Consider the following 18,074-nt stretch of genomic DNA (forward strand, 5'->3'; position numbering starts at 1 on the left):
TAACCAATGGTAAGAAGAAAAAGAATTCATGTTCTCAAAATTTTTTGAAAGCAGCTTCCAATTCATATTGTGGATAATCAACCCCAACATGTAAATAAATTCACCTATTACAGGTATTTTCTATGATCGGTAATATATTTTTTTAAAGGTCATATTAAGGATGTCATTCTTCATCATCGCTGCTTTTTCGGTAGGTATTTTTCAAAGAATCAAAAGGCTTTGACAGAATTTGGTTGCCAGTTTCAATGTGCCCACCAAGATAAACCAAATGGCCCTTACCGAATTTGGAGCGAAACCCCTATATTTGCGCCTCAAGAAAACCGAGGCCTTCCCAATTTATGGATATACAGCAGCAACTTACAAAATGTATTTCTACCGCATTTCAGGAGTTATTTGACCATTCACTGGACCCTGAGAGCATTTCACTACAAGCTACCCGAAAAGAGTTCACCGGAGACTACACCTTTGTCTTGTTTCCTTTTTTGAAAATTACCAAAAGCGCACCGGAAGCAACTGGTGAAAAAATTGGCGTCTACCTGCAGGAAAAGATCCCCGAAGTGGCCAGCTTTAATGTAGTAAAAGGCTTTCTAAACCTATCCCTTTCTGCTTCCTATTGGACGGAGGTATTTCTTCAACTTTGCAAACTGGAAGACTCAGGAACCTACCCGGCAAAGGGTAAGAAGGTGATGGTGGAGTTCAGTTCCCCGAACACCAACAAACCCCTTCACCTGGGCCACCTGCGAAACAATTTTCTGGGTTTTTCTGTAGCGAACATTCTGGAAGCTTATGGTTATGAAGTAATAAAAGCCAATCTGGTAAATGACCGGGGCATCCACATTTGCAAATCCATGGTAGCATATGAAAAATTGGGGGAAAATGCCAGTCCCGAAAGCTCCGGTTTGAAAGGCGACCACCTGGTGGGAAAGTATTACGTACTTTTCGATCAGGAATACAAAAAGCAAATTAAGAAACTGATAGCAGGGGGAATGACAGAAGAAGAGGCCAAAAAAGAAGCTCCCTGGATGAAAGCCGCTCAGGAGATGCTTGTCAAGTGGGAAGCTGGTGATCCGCATACCGTAGAACTTTGGAAAAAACTCAACAACTGGGTATACCAGGGTTTTGATGAGACTTACCGTAGTCTGGGTGTCACTTTTGACCAATTTTATTACGAGTCGGATACGTATTTGTTAGGTAAGGACATCGTAAAAGAAGGACTGGAAAAAGGCGTGTTTTTCAAAAAGGAAAACGGTTCGGTATGGGCAGACCTTAGCAGTGTTGGGCTGGACGAAAAGCTGGTATTAAGGGCGGATGGTACCTCGGTATACATGACCCAGGATATGGGCACCGCAGATTTAAAGTACAAGGATCACGGAATTGAAAAATCCGTTTATGTGGTAGGAAACGAGCAAGACTATCATTTTGAGGTGCTGTTTTCCATTATGCGCATGTTGGGGAGACCCTATGGGGAGGGGCTCTACCACCTCTCATACGGCATGGTAGACCTGCCTTCCGGTAAAATGAAATCCAGGGAAGGGACGGTGGTGGATGCAGACGACCTGATCCAGGAAATGGTGGACACTGCCAGGGATCATACCCAGGAATTGGGTAAAATAGAAGGTTTCACTCAGGAAGAAGCAGAAGCATTGTACCAAATGCTAGGATTAGGGGCGTTGAAATATTTCCTGTTGAAAGTGGATCCAAAAAAACGCATGTTGTTCAACCCTAAAGAATCCATTGAATTTCAAGGTAATACCGGTCCTTTTATACAATATACCCATGCCCGGATCGCTGCAATTCTGCGAAAAGCGGCCCAAATCGAACTGGATATTTCTGGTAATCGTTTTGAAAGCTACTCCGATCTTCAGGATACGGAACGGATATTGATTTTTCAACTAGCCGAGTATAAAAATAAGGTAGCCATAGCCGCCGAAGAACTATCGCCGGCAGTAATTGCTCAGTATTTGTTCGATTTAGCAAAGGAATATAACCGCTTTTATGCAGAACTTCCTATATTTAGTGAAACCAAAGCTGAAGTCCAGGCCTTTAGGGTAGCCCTTTCTGAACAGGTGGCCAAAACAATTAGGTCCGGCATGAAGTTATTGGGAATAGACGTACCCCAAAAAATGTAACTATGAACACGCTAATTTATCTAATCATCAGTGGATTGTTTGTTATTCAAACGCCTCAGTCAAAACATTTTAATTTCGCTTCTGAAAAAACATCCCCTATCAAGGGTGAAAATCTATTGCCTATGGATAAAGCCGCTGATTTTTACGAGTTTACCCTGAATGATATTGATGGAAACCCCGTCGATTTTTCCAAATTTAAAGGACAAAAGCTGTTGATCGTAAACGTGGCTTCTAAATGTGGTTACACGCCTCAGTACGCCGAATTACAGGAATTGTATGATGCCTACAAGGAACAACTGACCATATTAGCTTTCCCGGCAAATAACTTTGGCGGTCAGGAACCTGGAACGAATGAAGATATTAAAACCTTCTGCACTGAAAATTACGGGGTGACCTTTCCAATGTTTGAAAAAATATCTGTAAAAGGTGTAGACAAACACCCTCTTTACCGTTGGTTGTCGGACAAAAACTTAAACGGCTGGAATAATACCGAACCTTCCTGGAACTTCTGCAAATATTTTGTAAATGAAAAGGGTGAATTGGTCAAGTTCTTTCCGTCCTCTGTAAAACCAATGGACGATGAAATTATTAAATTGATCAAATCCTAAAGTAGACCCACATACCGTTTACTGAAATTCAAGAAATGCCTTCCGGTTCTGCGGAAGGCTTGTTTTTATTTATTATTTAACGCTATACCCGTTTTTTCGCATTGGCAGTCATTTCCACCAATAAAGCCTGGATACAAGCCTTTAGGCTGAGAACCTTGCCTCTGGCGCTTTCCAGCATCATCATGGGGTCTTTAATCGCATTCAAAAATGCTGAGTTTCGTTGGATTGTCTTTGCATTAGCCGCCCTTACCACCACTTTGTTACAAGTCTTATCAAATTTGGCCAATGACTATGGTGATAGCATCCACGGGGCGGATAACGAAAACAGGAAAGGCCCGTTACGAGCCGTTCAATCCGGAGCGATCAGTGCCGCTTCCATGAAGAAAGCCATGATTCTTTTTTCTATCCTTTCCCTGATAAGTGGGTTGTGGCTACTTGCCGTGGCTGTGAACGATACCGCTTTGTTCTTAGGCTTTCTGGGGCTCGGCCTGTTAGCTATATTGGCTGCCATTACCTATACTTCGGGTAATAAACCTTACGGGTACGCCGGCCTGGGGGATCTTGCCGTGTTTATATTCTTTGGATGGATTGGCGTTATGGGTACCTATTACCTGCATGCCCTTACATTTGATGCTTCACTATGGCTTCCTGCTTCTGCGGTAGGTCTCTTGAGTACAGCAGTGTTGAATATTAATAACATCCGGGACATAGAATCGGACAAAAGCGCCGGTAAAAAATCGATTCCAGTGAGAATTGGTAAAAGGTCCGCTGCTGCCTACCACTGGACCTTGTTAAGTGTTGCCCTGATCCTACTTTTGGTTTTTATATTACAGGAACAAGCCTATGGGGCACTGTTGTATTGGCTGGCCGCACCTATGGTACTCCAAACAGGCTGGGCCGTGAAAAAATTTAATGCGCCCGAAAAGCTGGACCCCTACCTCAAAGTTATGGCTTTGGGGACATTTTTATGCGTACTGCTTTTTGGGCTGGGCTGGATGATTTTTTAAACAAATGCTAAATTCCTTATTTAATTTCTATAGATTTTTGTAGTTTAACTGCACGTAAACTATTAATTCGGCAAAATACCTATGAAAAGCATCTTAGTACCCTTTGATTTTTCTGAAGAAGCAGAAAATGCCTTCCAATTGGCTCAGGATATTGCAGCCAAAGCGTCCTGTAAACTGAAATTGGTTCATGTGATCGAGATTCCTACTACCCAGCATTTCAATACCATGGGGGAGGTAAACATGGAAGAAAATTTCATAGACAAAATCTACATGGTGGATTTGGTAGAAAAGAGAAAAAAGCAATTTAAAGAACTGGAAGAGGCCCATGCCGTGAAGCCGTATGACTTCAGCACCACCATATCTTATGGGAATCCCTACGCTGGAATATCCAGTGAGATTACAGAAATCAAGGCAGACCTGGTGATCATGGGATCCAAAGGTTCCAGTGGACTGGAAGAACTGCTTATTGGTTCCAATACAGAAAAGGTGGTCCGGCTCTCCAAATGTCCGGTCATTACGGTAAAAGCTCCGGTTAAAGCCGATCAACTCAAGAAGATTGTTTTTGCCAGTGACTTTGGAGAGGACAGCAAAAAAGTAATGAAAAATCTGAAAGACCTGCAGGAACTGCTGGAGGCTGAAATCAGATTGGTAAAAGTGAATACTCCTAACTCTTTTGAAAAGTCTAAGAGTTCCATGGAAAAAATCAAAGGATTTATTAAAGCCAACGGCCTTAAAAATGTCCAAATAGATATTTATAACGGCGATACCGAAGAAGAAGGCATTATTGAGTTTGCCGATGAGGTGGATGCCGATATCATTGCCATGGCAACGCATGGTAGAACGGGCTTTATGCACCTACTAAGCGGAAGCATTGCCGAGGATGTGGTCAACAGCGCCAAAAGACCGGTCTGGACCATGAAATTTAAAAAGTAATTCGTTTCTATGGGTAGAAAGAAAGATAACGATTGGAAAAAAAGAGACGGAGTGGTGTATTCTACTTCGGATTCATTTGATTATGAGGAAGAAAATAGCTCTCCTGAGGACACGCTGCCCCCACCTCAGCAAAACCTGCGCATCATGCTGGATAAAAAATCCAGAGGCGGCAAACAGGTGACCCTGGTAACTGGATTTGTAGGGCAAGAGGAGGATTTGAAAGCACTGGGAAAGACCTTAAAGACCAAGTGCGGCGTAGGCGGAAATACCAAAGAGGGTGAGATCCTGATTCAGGGGGATCACCGGGACAAAATCCTGGAGTACCTGAAGCAGGAAGGATATAAGGCAAAAAAATCCGGTGGTTGATGCACCGGATTTTTTTGCTTTGGTCCTCCCCTTTTTATTCGATAATTTCCACCAACATCGAAAAGCCCTTGCTTTTCACAAATCTTCCGGTTTCGATGGTTGACATGCCTATTCCAAATTGGCGCATCATGGACTCAAGCATGTCCCCAGTCACCCCTCCCCGAATAGTTCTTTTGAGGGAATCGTCACAGTAAAATCCTCTCTTGCTCGCAGCCTCCTTAAAGGCAATTTTTCGAAAATACTCCAGGTAGTGTTCCGTGCCCTTCACAAAGGTTCCCATTATTGCCGGCATCGCTGTGAGGGGATTGTTACTATCCAGCTCGGCATTGCCCAGATTTTTTAGCTTCTGATTGGCGAAGTCTACCTGTGTTCGAATAGCTATGCCTTTGACCTACTTTGATTTCCAAATCAGTATTATTTCAGGAAAGAGAAAAATTTCTATGGAGTTGAACTTCTTCAGGTAGTTTTCTGACCGAAAAATGCAATTACCAAAGTTAATTTCTTGAGAAAAAAATTTAAAAAAACTGAACATATTTTTTTCCAAAAATAATCCAACGGCAAGTAATTTTTTTAGCTTTGCCTCCAACCTTACCAATAGTTAGGACAAAATGGGAATCTTTTACAAATGAACTTAAAAATACTCTATAAGATAGCCTTATGGATTAGCGTTCTTGGAATAATTGCTATTATTTCTGACTTCGGGTATGCCCAAAACAACGATGCCCAGCAATTTTTGGACGGGTTTTACTTTGTCGTCCTGGGGATTGGGGTAATCTCCACCGTGGTACGCTACCTCGAGAATTATAAGCTTATTAAAAGAAAAGTCTTTGTATTTGATATTTTATCCGTTTGCTTCACCATATGGGTTTTTTACCTGTTTCTTTTTGTTGGTGTGCCGTTTGAAACCGATTTGTTGCTTGAAAACCCCATTTGGGTTCGAATTGCGGTACTTTCTACCTTCATTAGAGAATTTTCGGAAGTAAGGTTAAACTACACCCGAACGGTATTAAATCCGGCACAACTTTTCGTCGTGAGCTTTTTGCTTATCATTTTATTAGGGACTTTTTTACTGATGCTTCCCAATGCAACTTATGAAGGGATTACTTTTGTCGATGCATTATTTACTTCCACCAGTGCCGTTTGTGTGACCGGACTAATCGTAGTGGATACAGGCAGTTACTTCACCGAGTTCGGGCAAATAATTATCATGTTTCTCATCCAAATTGGTGGATTGGGTATTTTGACCTTTGCCAGTTACTTTAGCTACTTTTTCAAAGGCGGTTCCACCTATGAAAACCAACTCGCTTTGACCGATATCACCAGTTCTAAAACGATTGGAGATGTCTTTTCTACCCTTAAATACATAATTTTAATCACCTTTGGAATCGAACTGGTCTCGGGTCTGTTCATTTATAGCAGCCTGGAACCATTGAACTTTCAGTCCCAATATGACCGGATATTTTTCTCGGTATTTCACGCGATTTCCGCTTTTTGCAATGCGGGATTTTCGACCCTGTCCAACAGTTTGTATGAAAGTGATTTTAAATTCAACTACTTTCTCCAGGTAACCGTGATTCTAACCTTCGTAATGGGGGGACTGGGGTTTTCTATTGTAGCCAATATCGTCAACTATTTAAAATATCGCTTGAGGAAACTGCTTTCTTCTGACAGAAACAAGGTAGGATACCGGCCCTGGATATTGAATTTAAACAGCCGCATTACCTTAATTACCACCTTTTCCATCACCGCAATTGCATTTGTGGCGTTCTATATTTTAGAATTCAATAATACCCTATCGGAACATCAGGGAATTGGAAAAGTAGTAACAGCACTTTTTGGAGCCACCACTCCCCGTACGGCTGGTTTCAATTCAATCAATACCGCTTCCATGCTGTTCCCAACCACCATGATGGTCTTTTTGCTCATGTGGATTGGCGCATCGCCAGCTTCAACCGGGGGAGGAATTAAGACCAGTACTTTTGCCATTGCAACGCTGAATATTCTAAGTTTGGCAAAGGGAAAAGAAAGAATTGAGATTTTCGGGAGAGAGATTGCACGCATATCGGTTCAGCGGTCATTTGCAACTATTTCGCTTTCGATCATCGTCATCGGTTCAGGAATCATGCTGGTTTCCATGTTCGAAAACGATAAAAACTTAATGGACATCGGATTTGAATGCTTTTCTGCATACAGCACAGTAGGGTTGAGCCTGGGGATAACTGCAGACCTGGCAAATGAAAGTAAGGTAATATTTATTGTCATCATGTTTGTCGGCAGGGTAAGCATGTTGACCATTATCATCGCCCTTTTCAAAAAGGTAAAACGGAAACACTATCAGTATCCGACAGAGGAAATAACAATTAACTAAAGGATTAATCCATTAAATCGAGCATGATGGAGGCGACACACAGAGGGATGATTATAAAGCATGCACGATTCCATATGGCCGCTTAAAGACAATTATAAACATATGAAATCGAGCATGACGAGATCGACACACAGTGGGATGATTATCAAGCATGCGAGATTCCATCTGACCGCTGAAAAAAAAATATAAACAGATGAAATCGAGCATGACGTACCCGTCACACACTGAGATGATTATAAGCCATGCGAGATTCCATGTGACCACTAAAAGACAGTTATAAACACATGAAATTTATCATCGTAGGACTAGGCTATTTTGGTGCTTCTCTATCTCAAAAACTCACCGCGAAAGGCAATGAGGTGATCGGAATTGACAACAGAATGGAGAAAGTCGATTTGTACAAGGAAAAAATATCGCATACCATCTGCATGGACGCCACGGAAGATGTTGCGGTTTCTGGTTTGCCTTTGGATGATACAGACGTGGTCATCGTAGCTATTGGTGAAGACCAGGGATCCAATATCATGACCACCGCTTTGTTCAAAAACATGCAAGTGAAACGCCTGATTAGCCGGGCCATCAATCCGCTTCACGAAAAGGTATTGGTAGCTATAGGCGTAGACGAAATCGTGCACCCGGAAGAAGAAACCGCCGAACGCTGGGCAAAGAAGCTTTGTCTAAATAATGTGGTCGATTCTTTTGAGTTAAGCGATGATTTCAGCATCATTGAAGCCAATGTACCCAAAGAAGTCGTGGGTACCACCATTCGGGAAGTCGGGTTCAGGGTTAAGTACAATTTGCTCGTCCTTACAATCATGAAAAAAACGGAAGTAAAAAGCGTACTGGGCAAAAGCCGAACAGAATTTAAGATTCAAGGTATTGCTACCCCCGATCAAAACCTTGAAGAATCCGATATTTTGGTTCTCTATGGAGCCAATAAGGATTTACAGGAATTTTTGAAACAAAAATGATGAGTTACAGATCCGGTAAAAACACCCGCTAACAGAATTACCGCCAGATTAATGAAAGCAAGAAATCATCTTTACCCAGAATCAAAAATATCACTGCCATAAATACCCGCTTTTTGTTTCGTTTTTATCCTTCCCAAAATGGGTCTTCCCATTCTTCCTGTACTTTTTGATGCATATCCTCTACATTTTCTTTCAATATTTCCAGATCTTCTTCCACCAATTCTACCTGCATGTACTGAAAGAGCTTACGCTCTTCAAAACGGATATGTGCCTTCAACTCATCTGCAAAACGAGTAAGACGATCCTTGTCACCCCTTTTTTCAAAGATTTGTTCGTAACTAGATCGAATGGAAGCATGTTGTTCCTCTGCCTCTTTTCGGAGAAGGTCATTTTTGGCCAGAAAGCTAAATAGCAACTTCTCTTCTAGTTGGAAATGTGGTTCGAGGTGATGCTGGACAAAATAATCCAAATAATCCACAATCCGTTTGGTGTCTACATCTTTTCTTATTCCTTGACAAATCTTCCAGGACAACAGTAAACCAAAATGGTGGTCCTGAGAAAAGGGAATTAGAGAGGAATGGCGCTTTAAGGGCTTGGTCATACAGATTGTCATATTTAAAACACTAAAAATGTTACCGATTAAAGGCAGCAGTAAAACTGACCCCTATCAGTCTTTTCAAAGGCTAAAGTAAAAAAATAACGCTGCAAATAAAAGATAATAATATCCTTTATCTGCAACGTTATCAATTCTGCTGTTACGTTATTCTCAAATAGTTGCATACACTCTTTTTATTAATCCCAAAGAGAAAGCAATCTCCATTACAAATAACTCCTATTTAATCAAATCACTTTCAGTAGCTTTCATCTTTTTCTTATCATAAAACAGGTTAATAACAAACACAAACAACGCTATAATCCCAATGGCAAAAATAGTATCACCTATAACCCGCAGCCACCGCAGCGTGTTCATAAGCGGCTGCTGAAGGAATTCGGCCGAACGGGCATACCACATTCCCTCGTTTACACTGGCCACGGTTTGCAGTAAACCTACCGGCAGCACACTTAACAATGCCATTAGCATCAATCCGATATTGATGGACCAGAAGGAGAACCCAATCAATTTGTTATTCCATTTCTGATTCCTGTAAAGGCTTCTCAAAACAAAGAGTATCAAGCCTATCCCCAACATTCCATATACACCAAATAAGGCAGTATGCCCGTGCAATGCGGTAGTGTTCAGCCCTTGCATGTAATACAAGGCGATGGGTGGATTGATCAGGAAACCAAATATACCGGCTCCCAGGAAATTCCAGAAGGAGACGGAAATCAGGCAGTAAATCGGCCATTTGTAATCTTTGAGCCATTCAGTGGATTTACTCAAACGGTAATTGTGAAAGGCTTCAAAACCGATCAGCACCAGCGGAACCACTTCCAATGCACTAAAGGTAGCCCCCAAAGCCATCACTGCTTTGGGCGTGCCAGTGAAATACAAATGGTGAAACGTACCCAATATTCCCCCAGCAAGGAAGATGACGGTGGCAAAAATGACTGCGGTACTTGCCGACCTTATTTGCAATAGCCCCATTCTGGTAAATAAAAAGGCAGCCACCACTGTGGCAAAAACCTCAAAGAAACCTTCTACCCAAAGGTGGACTACCCACCATCTCCAATATTCCGCAATGGCCAGGTTGGTCTGTCTTCCCCACATCAATCCGGCAGCAAAGAACAAAGCTATGGCTGCGCAGGAGATTAAAAACATGGTAAGCAGATGCTTTTCGTTGCTTTTACTTTTAAATACCGGTATCATGGGTCGGATCATCAGCGCCAACCAAATAAACAATCCTATTAAAAGGAATGCCTGCCAAAACCTGCCCAGGCCTACATACTCGTATCCCTGATGGCCAAACCAGAAATTTTCCGTATAACCCATCTTCTGCATGATTCCCATCCATTGACCGGCCATGGAACCTACTACGATTACCAAGAGAGCTACAAACAAAACATTGACCCCTATCTTTTGAAATTTGGGATCTTTACCTGTCAGGGAGGGTCCGATAAACAAGCCGGTAGCTAACCAGGCTGTGGCAATCCAGTAGATGGCTAACTGCACGTGCCAGGTTCTGGAGACGGCATAAGGCAAGATTTCCGCCAAAGGAAAACCATAGAGCAAATTGCCCTCCACTCCGTAGTGGGCTGTAATCACACCCATCATCACCTGTACCAATATAAGGAGGTTCACTATCCAGAAATATTTTTCCACGGCTCTCATCGAGGGGGTTATGTTCTGCTGCATCAAAGGATCCTCTTGGGGGGCATCCACCTCCTCTTCCTTATTTTTGGCATGGTAAAACACCAATACTCCGGTTCCGAAAAGCAACATGATCACACTAAATCCTGTCCAAAGCAACAGGTCTCCTGTAGCCTTATTTCCAATCAATTCATCGGATGGCCAATTATGGGTATAGCTGATGTCGTCGCCAGGTCTTTCAGTTACACAGGCCCAGCTTGCCCAAAAGAAAAAAGCATTCATATCCTCCATACGCTGTGGATCCCGGATGGCATTTTCCGGTATAGAATAGTAATTCCTTAGTTCTTCCAATTCTTCCCCACCCATAAACAAACCCTTGTAATAGTCACTCAGAGTCTGAAAAGCTTCGTATCGGGTAGCAGAAATGGTTAGCGTTTTGGTTCCGGGATCAAAGGTGTTTTCCCGAATCTCCTGCTGAAGCCTAACTCTTAAGGCCGCCTGAGTTTCTGCCGGAGCGCTTTCATAGTCTGTAAAACCTTCTTCACTAGCCATTCCATTTAGAAAAAATAAGGCCTCGCGGTGTAGCCAATCTGCCGTCCAATCCGGAGCAAGGTAGGCGCCATGTCCCCAAATTGACCCCACTTCCTGGCCCCCCATGGACTGCCAGGCATTTTGGCCGTCCCGAATATCCTGGCCGGTAAAAAGAACAGTCCCATCTTCATTAACTACGGTTTCAGGTATAGGGGGAGCCTGTTGGTAAATTTCGTATCCGTAATATCCTAATACGGCAAATGAAATGCCTACTACAAGAGCAAACACAATCCATAATTTTTTCTCAGTTTTCATACACTTAAGGGCTGCATTAATTCATAAAATAGATACTATCTTTGTTTAAAGATATTAAGATATGATTACCCGTTTTACTAACCAAAAATATAAAATCATTTTTTTGAATAGTAAATGGTTTGTATATGCGTAAGAACTAACAACTACCTACACAATGTTTGTTGAATTTCCCATGATAGACCAAAGCTTAAACTGTATAGGTTAAGCAGCCAAATAATCGTTGTATTTTCGAAAGCGGAAAAAGTTAGTTTTTCAATTATATGGATTTAGAAAAAGGTTAGGAACCATGGAAAGTTCGTCTTCCATTGGGAAAGAAAATCCACTACTACGGAAAGTATTACCGGTCGTTCGCATTAGATTTCTTTTATTTATTTCGTATTGTGTATTAATTACAAAATAAATAATTTATTTATTATACGATCAAATATTGAAATAATTGCTTTTGGCAGTTATAATGAAATAAACGTTAACGTTAAAACCCAAAATCAAATGAAAACTACGTTCACCATTGCCCTATTTTTGATAGGAAGCGTGCTGTATGCCCAATCTTCAGAAGAAGCAGCAATCAAAGCTGCCCTCTTCGCAGAAACAACAGCCTATATGAATCGGGATTACGAGGACTGGGCTTCCCATTGGGATTCCAGCAGGGAAGTATCGTTTTTGGTAACAAATATGGGTATGCGAGAAAACAATTGGGATAAAATTAGCAGCAGTATGAAAGCAGATATGGAAAGCAATTCCAATCCGATTCAGGCAACCTTAGAGACCTCCGATTTTGACATTTCCGTTACCGGCAAACAGGCATTTGTAGTCTATGTGCAGAACATGAAATCAGGCAATGAGGAATACAAAACCTACGAAGTACGCAACCTTCGCAAGGTGAAAGGGCAGTGGAAACTGGCAGCCATGGTTTCAAGTAAAATCGGAGACGAATAAAAAAACCAATCAGAAAATCTTTCCATACTGCAAATTTAGGGGGAGTGGTTCCGTTCAATGCATTAAAAGGATCCGTTCACGATTGACAAAGAAACCTGGCCTGGAATTATTCAATTTTTGGTAGGTTACGAATTCGTAAACTAGTTTGGATTTAATCGAAAACAAGGAAAGGAGCCCGATTTTGACGAGTTCCTTTCCCCTTACTAATTATTGCAGATTATTTAGACTATTACCTACGCTTTTTTTACTCCACCGCCAACATTTTGGGGTCAAATTCCAGCCTTGCCAGTCGGTATCTCTTTTTATGCTGACCGTATACCACCATTTCGTGATCATCTGTCTGGGTATTGACCGGGGTGATGGTCATGAGGTTTCGGTTACGGTTCATGGATAGGGAGCTGCGGCTAAGGGTTCCCTCGCCATCGAGCTTGGCAAAGGTCATCATATGCTCCTTATAGCTTTTGGGTGTAAATCGTTCTACCTTTCCTTTTCCATTGTAGCCAAGATTTTTTACGTTATCGTTAAAAATAAAGTACAGGTTGTTATTGATCATGGAGACGGAATAAGAAAAATAGAATCCGGAGTCGTTACTGGATTTTTGGTTTTTTACTATTTTCTTTGTCCATTTACGTCCGCCGTTGGGATCAAATTCAGCTATCACGATATTGCCATAGGTGTAATGATACGAAACGCTGCTTGTTCCGTTGGAACTGTTTGTCGAACTTCTTACCGTTTCAAGCCGATCATCCCCTACAAATGCCACGGAGCCATCATTTTTAATAATGATTTGGTCCAGAAGATAAAAGGAGTCTTCGATTGATTTTCCCTTTTTTAATTTTTTTGCCGTTCTATTAGGTTTGCCATCCTTAACGAAATGCTTTCTTGGGGGCGCTTCCAGTTCACTTTTCTGTTCGGTATTTATGGTTCTGGATAAGAATTTCTTGAAATTTGAAATTAGGAAAGTGTTTCTGGAGGTGGATCCTTCCGCCGGAATTTGTCTTCCGGAAGCGGAATAAACGTATCCTGATCATCCGGAGGCAATACGATTCTCCCTTGTTTCCAGTCTTCCTTAGCCTGTTCGATCCGGTCCTTTCGGCTACTTACAAAATTCCACCAGATAAAGCGCTCACCCACCGGTTCTCCTCCCAGCAGCATAATTGTACAATCCACCAGCGCATTTACAGTTGCCTGCTCGTTTTTCCCGAAAACCAGTAACTGCCCCGTTTCATACACCTGACTGCGCATTTCCAGGCTCCCCTTAGCGATATACAAGCCACGTTCTTCGTATCCCTCCGGCACGTTCAACCTGTGTCCCCGATTAAGTTCCACATGTAAATAGAACAAGGGAGAATGAGTGGGCACATTGCTCTTCAAACCGTAGGCCTCCCCTGCTATCTGCCGCATCCATAGCCCTTTTTCCTCGAAAACGGGCAGGCGATCTTTTTGGTAATTAAAAAAAGTAGGATCAGATTCCTCGTCTTTTTCTGGCAAGGCCACCCATGTCTGAATCATTTCGAGTTGCCCACCGGCCAGTACTGCCGGATCCTCAAAGCGTTCACTATGAGAAATCCCCTTTCCAGCTGTCATCCAGTTGACTTCCCCGGGTTCGATGACCTGCTTTACGCCCAGACTGTCCCGGTGGGTGACGTTTCCTTTAAACAAATAGGTTACAGTGGATAAGCCAATGTGCGGATGGGGTAACACGTCCATGGCCGGACCTTTTTCGGTACTTAGCCGGACCGGGCCCGCATGGTCCATAAAAATAAACGGCCCCACCATGCGGCGCAAACGAAAAGGTAGAATCCGGTTGACCATCAGTCCCGGACCGATGGTAGCTTTTCGGGCATTAATGACAATTACGGGCATAATAGGGGTAAAATAATTTTATAGGTTATTATTGCGGGATCTATTGATTTCTTTAACATAAACTCCTTTTGGAGGCAGAAATGGAACAGATATGGGATTTCTGTTTTTTTACTTCGTTAGGTTCTCCAGCCAGGAGATATGTTCTTTACCCCCATTGGCGTTTTCAGGCCAGCGCTTCCAGATTTTGGATACAATGTCCAGATCACCATCGCCATCCAAATCACCAACTCTTGCATCGTGTCCTCCCAGCTTTTCGTCAAATATTACCCGCTCCTCAAATTTACCTCCTTCTCCATCCATATTTTCCCATATATACCAGCGGGGCCCCGCTCCGGAAGGGAAAATAGTAGGATCTTCCTGTTCGACAGTAAAAATATCCACATCACCATCTCCATCGAAATCCGCAAGGGCAAGCGAATGAAAAGAGCCCCTTGTCCCAGGAGCTTCCTGAGGCAGATAATGAGCCTTAAAGGAAGGGGAATCATTGCCATCATTTTCAAGCCAGGCGATCCGGCAACCGGTCTGATCGCTATCCGCTATCACAATGTCGTTATCACCATCCTTATCCATATCAAAAATCCAACTTCGTGAGGATAAGCCCCAGGGTCCCCTTTTACCAAATGGAAGACTGTGTTTGACCCATTCTTTTCCATGGTTACTGTTTTCCAGCCATCTGTCGGGCAGTACTATATCCAAATCCCCATCGTTGTCAAGATCATCAATGCCGGCTGGCCAAATTCCCGAATGGATGGCATCCTTTTCTTTCACCACATCCATCGTAATGGTATGTCTTTCCCAATCTGTATCCTGTGAGGGTTGCGGGGGGATTTTATACCAAAAACAACCTTCCTTATCCCCCGATACTACTATTTCTTCCTGCCCGTCCCCGTCAATATCTGCTAGAACTATATCATGTATTTCATTTTCTATTCGTCCATCGTATTTAAACCTTTTAAAAGGAGCGTCTCTGGGGTTCTTAGGATTTTGATACCAATCCCCTCCAATTATAATATCCGGCCAACCATCGTTGTCTACATCTTTTACCGCAGATCCCAATTGTACGGTATTGATTTTTCCTACCGTGTGCCTCACCCATTCCTCCGAACTCTTATTCTCAAACCAGTAAATACTATCCAACTTGACGGCGGTTACAAAATCCAGATCTCCATCCCTATCAAGGTCTTCCAACAGAGAAACTCCATACCCCCATTGTTCGTTGCCGGGTAAAGAAGTAGAAATGAAATGGTGTTGAAAAGAATCCCCGTTAATCGGTTCCTTTTTCCCTATTAAGGTAACTGTCAATAAAAGAAGAAATGTAAACGCCTGGTATAACATTGTAAAAATCCATTTAGGGTTTTAAATTTTCAGTATTTTTTAATTTACCCAAAATCCGGGATCGGACGAAAAAAAGAGCCGAAAAATGCCCAGATCAAGAAGTTAAATACGCCCTGTTCTTACAGAATTGAAAAAGAAGTAAGAATTGGCCTGATAATTACCTATTCCTCCATCCCAAACCACTTCACTGCATTATGATAAAACACCTTGTCCACCACTTCTTTTGGCAATTGTAAGCCCCTGAATGGTCGATCGATCAGTTCGCTCTGCATCTCATTATTGGTCACAAAATACTCCCAATCTCGCTTCCAGGTAGCCTCCATGTAATCGGACAATTCCTCCCTGGAACGCTGCCCATCGTCACCCAGGTCTGTCCCATACAGGATGCGGTCCTGATAGCGTATTAGAAAATCCCGCACCTTTTCCCGGTCACTTGCCGTCTGGTAAAATAAATTTCCCATGCGGGCGGCCAAATCCACTGACATATTGGGGAAGCGGTCCAGGGTTCGGGCCAATACATCCACATCGTATTCCAGGCTGCCCAGGTGCGCCCCCACAAAACGTAAGTCAGAATGCTTTGCCAACATGTTATCGCGTGCCTCCATCAATTCTTCGTGAGAGGGCATTTCGGGATGCAAGTACATGTAATATTCAGGGTGGCTTTCAAAATATCGGCGGTTGTTATTGGTGGTCATGGAGTCCAGGGGAAGCCAACAGTTTTTCGGTTCCCCCAAATGTCCCATCAGCGTTTTGTCCTGCTCCTGAATAAATCGAAAAATAGGATCAAATCGGGCATCGTCAATCTGGATCAGGTTTCCGGCTGTATCTCTAGATACCATTCCAATGTTTTTCCAAACCTTTACCCCCAGAGCTCCCTGATCGAAGCAACTATCCAACCATGTGATGACCTTAGATTCCCAGTTTTCGTCCTCCCAGTCAGCAACGGCAAAAGCCGTTACCATTTCCACCGTTTTCGGAAACTTTTTATGTTGGATCAAGCCGTACCGGAATTTACCATATACATCATTCCAGCCATCATCCTTTTCCAGGGAAACATTGATAAGACGGAAGTTATCTTCTTTCGCTTTCTCCGCAAAAAATGAACGATCGGTATTCAAGTGAATATGGACATCCAATTTCTTTACATCGGGATAATCCTCCATGGAATACCATTGCTCCTGCTGTACACATGCCATCAAGTTAAAAAGAAAGGGAATTATGAATAGGTATTTTATCATATTGAATGTATCATTTTTAATTGGCTTTGAATAATCGTAATCTGTTTGCACTCTCTGAAAGAGTAGGGAGAAGTTAAAACTTCTCCAGACTTGCACTTCCTCAGTTTATTCTTCTATTCCAAACCAATGCACTGCATTTTTATAAAACACCTTGTCTACCACATCTTTGGGCAATTGTAAACCTTGAAACGGTTCGTTTATAAGGTCACTGTTCATTTCATTATCGGTAACAAAAAATTCCCAATCCCGCTTCCAGGCCGCATCCATGGCTGCATGCAATTCCTCCTCGCTGCGGCTTCCGTTATCAGAGAGGTCGGTTGCGTATAGTAATCGGTCCTGATAGCGGATAAAAAACTCCCGCACCTTAACCCTGTCTTCTGCCGTTTGGTAAAACACCTGCCCCATACGCGCTGCCAGATCCACCGCCATGTTGGGGAAGCGATCGAGGGTTCGTGCCAACTCGTCCACATCGTATTCCAAACTACCCATATGTGCGCCGACAAATTTCAGGTCGGGATGTTTTTCCAGCATGTTGTCCCTACGCTGTATCAACTCTTCATGGCTGGGCATTTCGGGCTGCAGGTACATGTGGTATTCGGGATGATTTCCATAATAGTTCCGGTCGTTGTTAGTAGTCATTTCCTCTAATGGAAGCCAGCAATTTTTGGGCTCTGCCAAATGCCCCATCAAGGTCTTACCCTGTTTGCTAATATGATCAAATATAGCGTCAAAACGGGCATCGTCGATCTGTATCAGGTTTCCAGCCGTATCCCGCGATACCATCCCTATGTTTTTCCAAACTTTGACCCCAAGGGCTCCCTTTTCAAAGCAGCTGTCCAACCAGTGGATCACCTTTTCCTCCCAATCCGGACTATCCCAATCTGATACCGCAAAAGCCGTCACATTGGCTACCGTTTCCGGATGGGCTTTTTCCTGCTGCAGGCCATAGGAAAATTTCCGGTACACATCATTCCATCCATCCGTATACTCCAGGGCTACATTGATCAGCCGAAACCCATCCGATGTGGCTTTTTCTACAAAGAGATTGCGATCGGTTTCCAGATGCACGTGTACGTCCATTTTAGGGACAGAAGTATAATCCTCCATTGTATAATGATCAGAATCGGACCCACAGGCCGTTCCCATAAGCATAAAAATAACAGGAACTACATATCCTGTCAGGGGCAAGTCTATTTCCATAATTAAATTGGTTTTCATTTCAA

Annotated in this window: 16 protein-coding genes; 8 read left to right on the forward strand and 8 right to left on the reverse strand. The window is 42.8% G+C overall.

Annotation, left to right across the window (positions count from 1 at the left end):
• Window positions 1–338 precede the first annotated feature (338 nt).
• The 5 genes from argS to GKS34_RS03405 all read left to right on the forward strand — a co-directional run bounded on the left by argS (window position 339) and on the right by GKS34_RS03405 (window position 5,043).
• Window positions 339–2,129 carry an arginine--tRNA ligase gene (gene argS / locus GKS34_RS03385; RefSeq protein ID WP_163383387.1) on the forward strand — a complete coding sequence of 597 codons (1,791 nt, stop codon included), beginning with the start codon at window positions 339–341 and terminating at the stop codon, window positions 2,127–2,129.
• A gap of 2 nt (window positions 2,130–2,131) precedes the next feature.
• A complete protein-coding gene (locus GKS34_RS03390; protein WP_240459176.1) occupies window positions 2,132–2,737 on the forward strand; it encodes a glutathione peroxidase in 606 nt (201 codons plus the stop codon).
• Between the two features lie 101 nt (window positions 2,738–2,838).
• Entirely contained in the window at window positions 2,839–3,744 is a 906-nt protein-coding gene (locus GKS34_RS03395; protein WP_163383388.1) for a 1,4-dihydroxy-2-naphthoate polyprenyltransferase, read from the forward strand.
• Window positions 3,745–3,825: 81 nt separating this feature from the next.
• The gene (locus tag GKS34_RS03400) at window positions 3,826–4,677 is read left to right on the forward strand and encodes a universal stress protein (RefSeq protein ID WP_163383389.1); all 852 of its coding nucleotides are present in this window, start codon (window positions 3,826–3,828) and stop codon (window positions 4,675–4,677) included.
• A 9-nt stretch (window positions 4,678–4,686) separates the two neighbouring features.
• Entirely contained in the window at window positions 4,687–5,043 is a 357-nt protein-coding gene (locus GKS34_RS03405) for a translation initiation factor (RefSeq protein WP_163383390.1), read from the forward strand.
• A 34-nt stretch (window positions 5,044–5,077) separates the two neighbouring features.
• Here GKS34_RS03405 and GKS34_RS03410 read toward each other — a convergent pair whose 3' ends face one another.
• A complete protein-coding gene (locus GKS34_RS03410) occupies window positions 5,078–5,335 on the reverse strand; it encodes a hypothetical protein (protein ID WP_163383391.1) in 258 nt (85 codons plus the stop codon).
• Between the two features lie 333 nt (window positions 5,336–5,668).
• On the opposite strand from GKS34_RS03410, the gene GKS34_RS03415 reads away from it, so the two are divergent.
• Window positions 5,669–7,411 (forward strand): TrkH family potassium uptake protein, encoded by a 1,743-nt coding sequence (locus GKS34_RS03415; protein ID WP_163383392.1) that lies wholly within the window; start codon window positions 5,669–5,671, stop codon window positions 7,409–7,411.
• A gap of 284 nt (window positions 7,412–7,695) precedes the next feature.
• A complete protein-coding gene (locus GKS34_RS03420; protein ID WP_163383393.1) occupies window positions 7,696–8,382 on the forward strand; it encodes a potassium channel family protein in 687 nt (228 codons plus the stop codon).
• A gap of 124 nt (window positions 8,383–8,506) precedes the next feature.
• On the opposite strand, the gene GKS34_RS03425 is transcribed toward GKS34_RS03420, so the two are convergent.
• Window positions 8,507–8,983, reverse strand: coding sequence for a hemerythrin domain-containing protein (locus GKS34_RS03425; RefSeq protein WP_163383394.1), 477 nt, complete (start codon window positions 8,981–8,983; stop codon window positions 8,507–8,509).
• A 231-nt stretch (window positions 8,984–9,214) separates the two neighbouring features.
• Complete coding sequence (locus GKS34_RS03430) at window positions 9,215–11,476, reverse strand: nitric-oxide reductase large subunit (RefSeq protein ID WP_163383395.1); 2,262 nt, start codon at window positions 11,474–11,476, stop codon at window positions 9,215–9,217.
• A gap of 489 nt (window positions 11,477–11,965) precedes the next feature.
• Here GKS34_RS03430 and GKS34_RS03435 point away from each other — a divergent pair, with 489 nt between their 5' ends.
• On the forward strand, window positions 11,966–12,412 hold the full coding sequence (locus GKS34_RS03435) for a nuclear transport factor 2 family protein (protein ID WP_163383396.1): 447 nt from the start codon (window positions 11,966–11,968) through the stop codon (window positions 12,410–12,412).
• Window positions 12,413–12,656: 244 nt separating this feature from the next.
• Here the strand turns inward: GKS34_RS03435 and GKS34_RS03440 are convergent, their stop codons facing one another.
• The 5 genes from GKS34_RS03440 to GKS34_RS03460 all read right to left on the reverse strand — a co-directional run bounded on the left by GKS34_RS03440 (window position 12,657) and on the right by GKS34_RS03460 (window position 18,069).
• Window positions 12,657–13,175: a hypothetical protein gene (locus GKS34_RS03440; protein ID WP_163383397.1), complete on the reverse strand. Its 519-nt coding sequence runs from the start codon at window positions 13,173–13,175 to the stop codon at window positions 12,657–12,659.
• A gap of 191 nt (window positions 13,176–13,366) precedes the next feature.
• Window positions 13,367–14,278 carry a pirin family protein gene (locus GKS34_RS03445; protein WP_163383398.1) on the reverse strand — a complete coding sequence of 304 codons (912 nt, stop codon included), beginning with the start codon at window positions 14,276–14,278 and terminating at the stop codon, window positions 13,367–13,369.
• A gap of 108 nt (window positions 14,279–14,386) precedes the next feature.
• Window positions 14,387–15,613 (reverse strand): FG-GAP repeat domain-containing protein, encoded by a 1,227-nt coding sequence (locus tag GKS34_RS03450; RefSeq protein ID WP_163383399.1) that lies wholly within the window; start codon window positions 15,611–15,613, stop codon window positions 14,387–14,389.
• Window positions 15,614–15,774: 161 nt separating this feature from the next.
• On the reverse strand, window positions 15,775–16,851 hold the full coding sequence (locus GKS34_RS03455) for an amidohydrolase family protein (protein WP_163383400.1): 1,077 nt from the start codon (window positions 16,849–16,851) through the stop codon (window positions 15,775–15,777).
• Window positions 16,852–16,956: 105 nt separating this feature from the next.
• The gene (locus tag GKS34_RS03460) at window positions 16,957–18,069 is read right to left on the reverse strand and encodes an amidohydrolase family protein (protein WP_240459177.1); all 1,113 of its coding nucleotides are present in this window, start codon (window positions 18,067–18,069) and stop codon (window positions 16,957–16,959) included.
• Window positions 18,070–18,074: the final 5 nt, after the last annotated feature.

Source organism: Cyclobacterium jeungdonense, assembly GCF_010994275.1.
In the GTDB taxonomy this organism is placed as follows: Bacteria; Bacteroidota; Bacteroidia; order Cytophagales; family Cyclobacteriaceae; genus Cyclobacterium; species Cyclobacterium jeungdonense.